General features: G+C 45.9%; 12 protein-coding genes. 8 read left to right on the forward strand and 4 right to left on the reverse strand.

The annotated features are described in order from the left end of the window. Window positions 1-8: 8 nt before the first annotated feature. Window positions 9-521 (reverse strand): peptide deformylase, encoded by a 513-nt coding sequence (def, locus tag BCV39_RS13870; RefSeq protein WP_048611208.1) that lies wholly within the window; start codon window positions 519-521, stop codon window positions 9-11. A gap of 140 nt (window positions 522-661) precedes the next feature. Here def and BCV39_RS13875 point away from each other — a divergent pair, with 140 nt between their 5' ends. From BCV39_RS13875 to BCV39_RS13890, 4 genes are read left to right on the forward strand one after another with little or no spacing between them, the layout of a single operon-like run. Then, a complete protein-coding gene (locus tag BCV39_RS13875) occupies window positions 662-1753 on the forward strand; it encodes a LysM peptidoglycan-binding domain-containing protein (RefSeq protein WP_102432378.1) in 1092 nt (363 codons plus the stop codon). Beyond that, complete coding sequence (gene dprA / locus BCV39_RS13880; protein ID WP_102432377.1) at window positions 1750-2862, forward strand: DNA-processing protein DprA; 1113 nt, start codon at window positions 1750-1752, stop codon at window positions 2860-2862. Before BCV39_RS13875 ends, dprA begins: the two co-directional genes overlap by 4 nt. Window positions 2863-2864: 2 nt before the next feature. Next, window positions 2865-3341 carry a DUF494 family protein gene (locus BCV39_RS13885; RefSeq protein ID WP_048657837.1) on the forward strand — a complete coding sequence of 159 codons (477 nt, stop codon included), beginning with the start codon at window positions 2865-2867 and terminating at the stop codon, window positions 3339-3341. A 12-nt stretch (window positions 3342-3353) separates the two neighbouring features. Next, window positions 3354-3923 (forward strand): topoisomerase DNA-binding C4 zinc finger domain-containing protein, encoded by a 570-nt coding sequence (locus BCV39_RS13890; RefSeq protein ID WP_004735775.1) that lies wholly within the window; start codon window positions 3354-3356, stop codon window positions 3921-3923. Between the two features lie 102 nt (window positions 3924-4025). Here BCV39_RS13890 and BCV39_RS13895 read toward each other — a convergent pair whose 3' ends face one another. Both BCV39_RS13895 and purE read right to left on the reverse strand, forming a co-directional pair. Beyond that, window positions 4026-5156: a 5-(carboxyamino)imidazole ribonucleotide synthase gene (locus BCV39_RS13895; RefSeq protein ID WP_102432376.1), complete on the reverse strand. Its 1131-nt coding sequence runs from the start codon at window positions 5154-5156 to the stop codon at window positions 4026-4028. A gap of 5 nt (window positions 5157-5161) precedes the next feature. After that, window positions 5162-5647, reverse strand: a complete 486-nt coding sequence (gene purE, locus BCV39_RS13900; protein ID WP_017073863.1) for a 5-(carboxyamino)imidazole ribonucleotide mutase — start codon at window positions 5645-5647, stop codon at window positions 5162-5164. Window positions 5648-5842: 195 nt separating this feature from the next. Here purE and BCV39_RS13905 point away from each other — a divergent pair, with 195 nt between their 5' ends. The 4 genes from BCV39_RS13905 (at window position 5843) to BCV39_RS13920 (ending at window position 8531) form a co-directional block, all read left to right on the forward strand. Then, window positions 5843-6400, forward strand: coding sequence for an L-threonylcarbamoyladenylate synthase (locus tag BCV39_RS13905; protein WP_102432375.1), 558 nt, complete (start codon window positions 5843-5845; stop codon window positions 6398-6400). 20 nt (window positions 6401-6420) lie between these two features. After that, on the forward strand, window positions 6421-7338 hold the full coding sequence (hemF, locus tag BCV39_RS13910; RefSeq protein ID WP_102432374.1) for an oxygen-dependent coproporphyrinogen oxidase: 918 nt from the start codon (window positions 6421-6423) through the stop codon (window positions 7336-7338). Window positions 7339-7412: 74 nt separating this feature from the next. Continuing rightward, a complete protein-coding gene (gene aroE / locus BCV39_RS13915; RefSeq protein WP_102432373.1) occupies window positions 7413-8243 on the forward strand; it encodes a shikimate dehydrogenase in 831 nt (276 codons plus the stop codon). 18 nt (window positions 8244-8261) lie between these two features. Beyond that, window positions 8262-8531 carry a DUF1488 domain-containing protein gene (locus BCV39_RS13920; protein ID WP_102432372.1) on the forward strand — a complete coding sequence of 90 codons (270 nt, stop codon included), beginning with the start codon at window positions 8262-8264 and terminating at the stop codon, window positions 8529-8531. Here the strand turns inward: BCV39_RS13920 and BCV39_RS13925 are convergent. Then, on the reverse strand, window positions 8528-9073 hold the full coding sequence (locus BCV39_RS13925; protein ID WP_102432371.1) for a gamma carbonic anhydrase family protein: 546 nt from the start codon (window positions 9071-9073) through the stop codon (window positions 8528-8530). The genes BCV39_RS13920 and BCV39_RS13925 overlap by 4 nt on opposite strands. Window positions 9074-9193 lie beyond the last annotated feature (120 nt).

Genomic DNA, 9193 nt, shown 5'->3' on the forward strand with positions numbered 1-9193 from the left:
AGCGGTGATTAACCCTGTTTCTCGTTGAAACGTTTAATCTTCGCTAGCTTATCTTGGATACGTTTACGCTTTAGTGGCGATAGGTAATCAACAAACAACTTGCCTTCTAGGTGGTCAAGTTCGTGCTGAACACAGATAGCCAGAAGGTCGTCAGCGTCGAATGTGAATTCGTTGCCGTCACGGTCTAATGCTTTAACCGTTACTTCTGCAGCGCGAGGTACTAGAGCTCGAGCGCCTGGTACAGACAGACAGCCTTCTTCGATACCATCTTCGCCACGTTTGTCGGTAATTTCAGGGTTGATTAGAACCATAGGTTCGTCACGTGTTTCTGAAATATCGATAACAACGATGCGCTGGTGGAAATCCACTTGCGTTGCCGCAAGGCCGATACCTTCTTCGTCGTACATGGTTTCAATCATGTCATCAACGAACTTTTGAATCTCTGGGGTAACTTCTTTTACCGGTTTCGCCACGGTACGTAGACGATCATCTGGTAATGTTAATACTTGTAATACAGACATATACACTCGAAATATTGAACTGTGCCGAAACAGCTTAAACCTTATTGGCTCAATTCTAGACATTTTAGAGGTCAAATGACAGCATCCTGAAGGTAATTCTCAAATCAGATGTCATATATTCAGACCAAGGAACCTAGGTCATGCGTCATTTTTCTCCCATTTTTTCTCTTGTTTGTGCCTCTCTTTCGTTCGCCGCTACGGCTGAAAATAGTGCTCAACCTTTAACCATAAAGCAGGGCGCACCCGAGGCGTACGTGGTGGTAAAGGGTGATACTTTGTGGGATATCTCTGCGATGTACCTCGATAGTCCATGGCTGTGGCCGAGGTTATGGCAGGTAAACCCTGAGATAGAAAATCCTCACCTTATTTACCCCGGAGATAAATTGTCGCTGGTTTGGATTAATGGCGAGCCTGTCTTGAGCCTCAAACCCGTCATTAAGCTAAGCCCTAAGATTCGTGTATCAGAGAAGAAAGCGGTGCCAACCGTCAATGAGGGGCTGGTTCTGCCTTATCTGCAATCTGATCGCTTGGTTGAACAGCAAGATATTCAATCGGTTCAACGAGTGTTAGGGACCAGTGATGGTAAGAGATTCTTATCGGGTGAAGACCGGTTGTTTATCTCGGGCAACCAACAACATCAAAAGTGGGGTATCTACCGCGCCGTTGAAACCTACCAGCGACTGCAACCTCAAGCGAGTATGACCTCGTTGCGTTTGGTCGCCACGGCACGCTTAAAAGAAGTGGACGCTGAGTTCAGTAGCTTACAGATAGAGACTCAGCTGCAAGAAGTACTGCTTAACGATCTTGTGTTGCCAGAGCTTGGTGTTGATCAGGTGAAGCTCTCAACCACATTTTATCCAGCGCCTAGTGCTGCGGGTCAGTTTGCCAATATCTTGGGTTCATTGGATGGCAGCCAATACAGCGCAAAGAATCAGGTCGTTGTTATCAACAAAGGCTCGCAGGACAACCTTCGCCAGGGCTCTATGTTCACCCTTAGCGAGAGCGGGGCTGTGGTGTTTGGTAAGCAAGGTGAATACAGCTATAAAGAATCAGCGGCGAGCGATAAGGTGCAATTGCCAAGTACGTCACTGGGTAGTTTGATGGTCATTCGCCCTTACGAGTATTTTAGTTTGGCGTTGATCACTCAAAGCTCCAAGCCGGTTAGTAATGACATTCTGGCGGTATCGCCTTTGGATCTTGCGTTGACGGAAGAGGTTAAGGGCACCGAGTGAATGAGCAACAACTGAGTGCTTGGTTAACTTTAAGTTTTGTTCCGCAGTTGGGTGGCAAGCGCCTTTCTCGACTGCTGAGCATTGATTCCCCATCGAATATTGTTGGTTACTCCAGCCAACAGCTGCAAGCGATTGGTTTGTCAGCCAAGCAAATCTCCTACTTAAGACAGCAAGCCCCTAAAGAAGTGGAGGCTTGCTTAGCATGGCAAGCAAAACAATCTAACCATCACATCATAACCCCGAATTGCCCACATTATCCCAAACTCCTCAATGAGATTGCCTCTGCGCCCAGTGTTCTTTTCGTTAAAGGACACGTCGAAAAACTGATTGAACCTCAAATCGCGATGGTCGGCAGTCGTAACGCCAGTCTTGAAGGGCTGCAAACTGCGAAGTCCTTCGCTAAAGAGTTTGTACAAAACGGCTTGATTGTCACCAGTGGTTTAGCGCTCGGTATCGATGGCTATGCTCATGATGGTGCTCTAGATAAAGGAGGGGAAACTTTTGCTGTGTTGGGCTCTGGCTTGGATTCCATTTATCCTGCGCGACACCGAAATCTCGCGGAGAGGATCTGTGAAAATGGTGCGTTGATTTCAGAATTCCGCCCAAACGCTAAACCTCGACCTGAACATTTCCCACGGCGTAACCGTATTATAAGTGGGTTGTCTTTGGGGACTCTCGTCGTTGAGGCGGCCGAGAAAAGCGGTTCTTTGATTACGGCGCGTTATGCGATGGAGCAAGGTCGCGAAGTGTTTGCGCTTCCCGGTTCGATTCATAACCCAACCAGTCGCGGAGGCAACAGTCTAATTAAGGCAGGAGCATGTTTGGTACAGAGCGCTCAAGATGTTCTAATTGAAATAAAGAGTCTGTTAGACTGGTCTATAGATCAGCAGCCCAGTTTGTTCGAACCTACGCCGAACAAGAGTGAAAATGAACAATTGCCATTTCCACAGCTGTTAGCTAACGTAGGATTAGAGGCGACACCCGTTGATATTTTGGCACAGAGAACCCATATACCTGTGCATGAGGTCATGATGCAGCTTTTAGAGCTTGAGCTCTCAGGGCATGTTGTTGCAGTTTCCGGTGGCTATATTCGAAAGGGGAGAGGCTAGCTATGATGATGGACATACTGATGTACTTGTTTGAAACCTACATCCATAGCGATTCTGAATTGCAGGTGGATCAAGATGAGCTGGAAGATGAGCTTCTTCGAGCAGGGTTTCACCAAGACGATATTTATAAGGCCCTCCATTGGTTAGAAGATCTTGCTGCACTGCAAGATACCGACAACCAAGCGGCGATTACTATGTGCTCCAATACCTCGATGCGTGTTTACACCAGTCGAGAGGTATCGCGTATTAATATGGAGTGTCGAGGTTTCTTACTGTTCCTAGAGCAGATCAACGTGCTCACGACAGAGATTCGTGAAATGGTTATTGATCGTGTGATGGGGCTTGAGACCAACGAATTTGAATTGGATGATCTGAAATGGATTATCTTAATGGTGCTATTTAATGTGCCGGGTAATGAAAGTGCTTACACGCAAATGGAAGAGCTGTTGTACACCAAAGAGCAAGGCATCTTGCATTAATACAGGCTTGTCATGAGTAGTAAGATTGATAATCAGCTTTTTTCAGCACATGAACATGCGTTAGAGCATGAACCATGTCCGCAGTGTGGTGGGGAGCTTCAGCTTCGCCATGGTAAGCACGGCCCATTTTTAGGCTGTAAGCAGTATCCGAGCTGTGATTACATCAAGCCTCTTCATCAAAATGATGGTCATGTGGTGAAAGAGCTAGGCGTTCCGTGTCCTAAGTGCCAAAACGAATTGGTATTAAGGCAGGGTCGCTTTGGGATGTTCATTGGTTGTAGTAGTTATCCAACGTGTAATCACATCGAATCTTTGGATCAACCGAAAGAACAACCTGAAGAACAGCCACTTGTTGCCTGCCCTGAGTGTGGTCGAGGCCACTTGGTTGAGCGTAAATCTCGCTATGGTAAAACTTTTTATGCGTGTGATAACTACCCTAAGTGTAAGTTCGCCGTTAATCAGCCACCAGTTATAGGTCGTTGTGAAGAGTGCCAGTTCCCGTTGTTACTTGAGAAGAAAACAGCCAGTGGCACTAAGAAGCAATGTGCTGATCGCAAGTGTCATCACATTCAATCTCAGTAGTCATGTTAATCACAGTAAGTGAATGACCAGAAAAAAAACGGCGCTCAATGAGCGCCGTTTCTATATCCAATGAACTTTTTATATCAATAAACCAACGTAGGCTTACTTCATCTGCTCAGCAAACTCATGCACAGCAGGGTAGGCTTGCTGATCAAGAATATCAGACAATGAGCACAACGCTCTTTGCAGTTCTGCGTTGTAATCAGCGCTCACATTAATGTGGCCCATCTTACGACCTGCACGCTTCTCTTTACCATACCAGTGAACATGACAGCCGCCTTGAGCCAGAATAGCCTCAGGTAGAGTATCTTCACCAAGAATGTTGATCATTGCGGTTGGACGAATCAGCTTGGTGCTACCTAGTGGCATCCCACACACGGCACGCAGGTGGTTTTCAAACTGACAAGTTTCAGCGCCTTGCTGCGTCCAGTGGCCAGAGTTATGAACACGTGGTGCAATCTCGTTAACCAGCAGTGAACCTTGAACATCAAAGAACTCTAGCGCGAGTACACCAACGTAATCTAAGCGTTCAGCAATGGCAGTGAACATGGTTTTCGCTTGCTCTTGCAGTTCAATGTCATCAATCGCTGTCGATAAGCTCAATACGCCGTCGGTGTGAACATTTTCAGCCAGTGGATACACTTGAATCTCGCCATTGGTACCACGAGCACCAACCAGTGATACTTCGCGGTCAAACGGAACAAACTCTTCAGCCACAATCGCTTGGTTGTCTGTTGCGGCAATGCACTCAGCCATTTCTGCCCAAGTTACGTCAACATTGTCTAATGCCTTTAAGCGCCACTGGCCTTTGCCATCGTAGCCGCCAAGTGTACTCTTCAATACCATTGGTAAGCCAACGTGAGCGATCGCTGCGTCAAAGTCTTCGCGAGAGTTGATCACGTAGTATTTAGCATTCTTCACGTTCGCTTCGTCTAACAGCGCTTTTTCAAGGCGACGGTCACCGCCAGCTTTGATTGCTTCTGTTGTCGGTAAGAACTTACCGCTGCGCTCACATACCTCAAGCACATCATGAGGGATGTGTTCGAACTCAGCAGTAATGACGTCCGCGCGATCTATCGCATTTTCTAAGCCGTTGCCTAGAATCGCTTGCGTTAATGGGTGAACAATATTTTTGCTGCCAACATCAAAAGCAGAAATTTCAATATTCAGCGGTGCCCCAGCTAGGGACATCATGCGAGCAAGTTGGCCCGCGCCTAACACAAGAACATGCATGGGAATTAGTCCTCTGCAGGGTTTGGATTTGCAAGTACCGTTTCTGTTTGCTCAGAGCGGAACGCTTCTACTTTTGCCATCACATCTTCATTGTGTGTACCAATTATTTGCGCTGCTAGGATACCAGCGTTCGCTGCACCAGCTTCACCGATAGCCAGAGTACCTACCGCGATACCTTTTGGCATTTGCACGATAGAAAGTAGCGAGTCCATGCCTTTCAATGCTTTAGATTGAACTGGAACACCAAGAACAGGTACGCTTGTGAAGGCAGCTGCCATGCCTGGTAGGTGAGCTGCACCGCCAGCGCCAGCAATAATCACTTTAATACCACGCTCTTTCGCACTGGTTGCGTAGTCTGCAAGCAACTGAGGTGTGCGGTGAGCAGAAACCACTTTTGTTTCGTACGCCACGCCAAACTGATCCAACATTTCTGCAGCTAGCTTCATTGTTGGCCAATCAGATTTAGAACCCATGATAATACCGACAGTCATCTCAAACTCCTTCAGGTACGATTTAATTAGTGATTAGATATTTTGCGCGCATTATACGGGTAAAATTGCCCAAGGAAAACGTTTGCGTCAGTCTAAGTTGTTAATTGATACATTTTATAAACAAATAGCTTTAGTCACAGTGAATGATAATTTGTACACTTAGTGAGTTAGATAACTGAATTAATGAGGCAACCCGTGGATAACTTTCAACATACTTTGCAGGCATTGCAACAAGGTGAAGTCATTGCTTACCCGACCGAAGGCGTTTTTGGGGTCGGTTGTGATCCAGATAATCCACAAGCCATCCAGAAATTACTCGAGTTAAAACAGCGCCCGGTTGAAAAGGGCTTGATCTTAATAGCTGCAAGCTACGAGCAACTGTTACCTTACATAGATGAAAGCCAATTGACGGAAGAGCAGCTGACGACAGTAAAAGCCACATGGCCAGGCCCGGTAACTTGGATTATGCCAACCAGTGCTAAGGTGACAGACTGGGTGAGTGGTCAGTTTGATTCAATCGCTGTGCGAGTGACGGATCACCCTTTGGTTCAAAGAATGTGTAATGAATTCGGTAAGCCGTTAACCTCTACCAGTGCTAACCTGACGGGCGAACCGCCTTGTATGACGACTGAAGAAGTTCAGCAGCAACTCGGCCAACATTTGGTGGCTATTCTCGAAGGTCAAACGGGTGGTCGTGACAAGCCAAGCGAAATTAGAGATGCAAAAACGTCGAAAATATTAAGACAGGGTTAAACCCTGCAAAGGAAAGTAAAATGTCAGCAATTGATAAAGAAGCAGTAAAGCAGTTTTTACTGAACCTACAAGATTCGATTTGCCATCAGCTTGAACAAGCTGATGGTAGTGCACTATTTGAAGAAGATGCATGGGAGCGCGAACCTGGCGAACGCCTCGGAGGAGGAGGTCGTACTCGTGTGATGACTGATGGTGCGGTCTTTGAGCAAGGTGGTGTTAACTTTTCTCACGTTGCAGGTAAGGCAATGCCAGCGTCAGCAACCGCTCACCGCCCTGAATTAGCCGGGCGTAAGTTCGAAGCGATGGGTGTATCGTTAGTTATCCACCCTAAAAACCCTTATATCCCAACCTCACACGCCAACGTACGATTCTTTATTGCCGAAAAGGAAGGGGAAGACCCTATCTGGTGGTTCGGTGGTGGTTTTGATTTAACACCATTCTATCCTTTCGACGAAGATTGCCAGTATTGGCATCAAACCGCTAAAGACCTGTGTGCACCATTTGGTGATGACGTTTATCAAGAACACAAGGAATGGTGTGACAAGTACTTCTATCTGCCTCACCGAGACGAAACTCGTGGTGTTGGTGGTCTGTTCTTTGATGATCTGAATGAGTGGGGCTTTGAAAAGAGCTTTGCTTATATGCAGGCGGTCGGTGAAGGTTTTGCAGCCGCTTATTTACCCATTGTAGAACGACGCAAAGAGACGTCTTACGGTGAGCGCGAGCGTGACTTCCAACTTTATCGTCGTGGTCGCTATGTTGAATTTAACCTCGTGTATGACCGTGGCACCTTATTTGGTCTGCAAAGCGGTGGGCGCACAGAGTCTATATTGATGTCTATGCCGCCATTGGCTCGTTGGGAATACCGCTACGAACCACAAGCGGGTTCACCGGAAGCTCTGCTTTATAGCGACTACCTAAAGCCTCGAGTTTGGTAGTTCTTCCTTCCTTATAGGGATAGTGATAGGGTCATCTATATAGATGACCTTTTTTATTTCTGTTAGGTAAGGATATGACACAGCAAGTAGATCGTTATGCCGTTTTCGGTAACCCTATTGGGCAAAGCAAATCGCCATTCATTCACACATTATTTGCTCGCCAAACCAGCCAACAACTTACCTATACAGCACTGCAGCCAGAGCATGGTGAATTTATCACTGCTGCCAAATCCTTTTTCAGCGAAGGTGGTCGAGGATGTAATGTCACAGCGCCTTTTAAAGAAGATGCCTATCAGTTTGCCAATCGCCTAACTGAGAGGGCTGAGCTAGCCGGTGCCGTAAATACCCTTAAGAAGTTAGATGACGGAGAGATCATTGGTGATAACACCGATGGTGAGGGTTTAGTTCAAGACCTGCTTCAACATCAAGTGACGCTAAAGGGGGCACGTATTCTTCTTCTTGGCGCTGGTGGTGCTGCGAGAGGAGTGATTCAACCTCTTCTCGACCAAAAGCCACAACAGTTGGTGATCGCTAACCGAACCAGTTCAAAAGCAGAACTATTGGCTGAGATGTTTTCGTCGCATGGAAATATCAAAGGTATGGGGCTAAGTGATGTTAATGATGGCTTTGATGTCATTATTAACTCGACCTCATCAGGTCTAAGCGGTCAGCTCCCTGAAGTTTCCGATGTAATCTTTAATACAAACAGCGCCGTTTATGACATGGTCTACGGATCTGGAACGACAGTATTTAATCAGTGGGCGTTAGATAACGGTGTTCATGCTGCTTATGATGGTTTGGGTATGTTAGTGGGGCAGGCTGCAGAGAGCTTTATGCTTTGGCGTGGCCTTCGTCCGGGAACAAAACAGATTTTAAGAGAATTACGTAAAAACCTAGAGATGTAATGAGGTATTTATAAAAAAATGAATCAATCAATTCTATTTCCAGATATCCAAGATTGGAATGAAGAGAATCAAACAATCACCTTCCCTGCACAACAGTCGGGCGCATTGATTGAATGTGTCATGTCTATTGAAGAATTATCACGATTGGCAGGTAAAGAGATAAAAGAGGGCGATCAAGCTTTAGTTATCTTTTCTGAGTTACGTTTCGATATTGAAGAGCTAGCGGAAGAGTTAATAGAAGAAGAGGAGTATGACTCCTCTAATCGGATTCAGATCAAAGCGCTTTAGACTGGAAGTACAGAGTCTAGATAGTCGTTTTTATTCTGAACATAGTTGTCAGCGGACTTCTGTAAAAAGGCACGCTCTTTATCATTTAATGGGCGTGCTTGTTTTACTGGGCTTCCTACATATAGGTAACCGCTTTCAAGTACCTTATTAGGCGGCACTAAGCTACCAGCACCAATCATGACTTCTTGTTTGATAATCACGCCATCCAACACGATAGCTCCCATGCCAACAAGTACACGATCTTCAATTGTGCAGCCATGCAGCATTACTTTATGTCCGATAGTGACATCATTACCTATTAATAGAGGATAACCCTCAGGGTTTTCTGCATTCTTATGGGTGACGTGCAAAACGCTGCCGTCTTGGATATTCGTTCTATCTCCAATATGAATGTGGTTTACATCTCCTCGAGCTGCAACCAAAGGCCACACGCTAGAGTCGTCACCGATTTTGATATCACCAACCAGTACCGAACTTGTATCTATATAGACGTCTCGCCCGATCTGAGGTGATATACCTTTATAACTGCGTATTGAACTCATAAATCCTCCTTTATATAGGCACCTTAAGCCCTTAATTAAGAGGAATACTAGTGAAAATGGCGTGTTTTGAACAAAAAACGCTCGAACAATCAAAAAAGTAAGAAAAACTTCAAAAAGGGC

The sequence above is a fragment of the Vibrio sp. 10N.286.55.E10 genome (assembly GCF_002872555.1).
Taxonomy (GTDB): Bacteria; Pseudomonadota; Gammaproteobacteria; order Enterobacterales; family Vibrionaceae; genus Vibrio; species Vibrio crassostreae.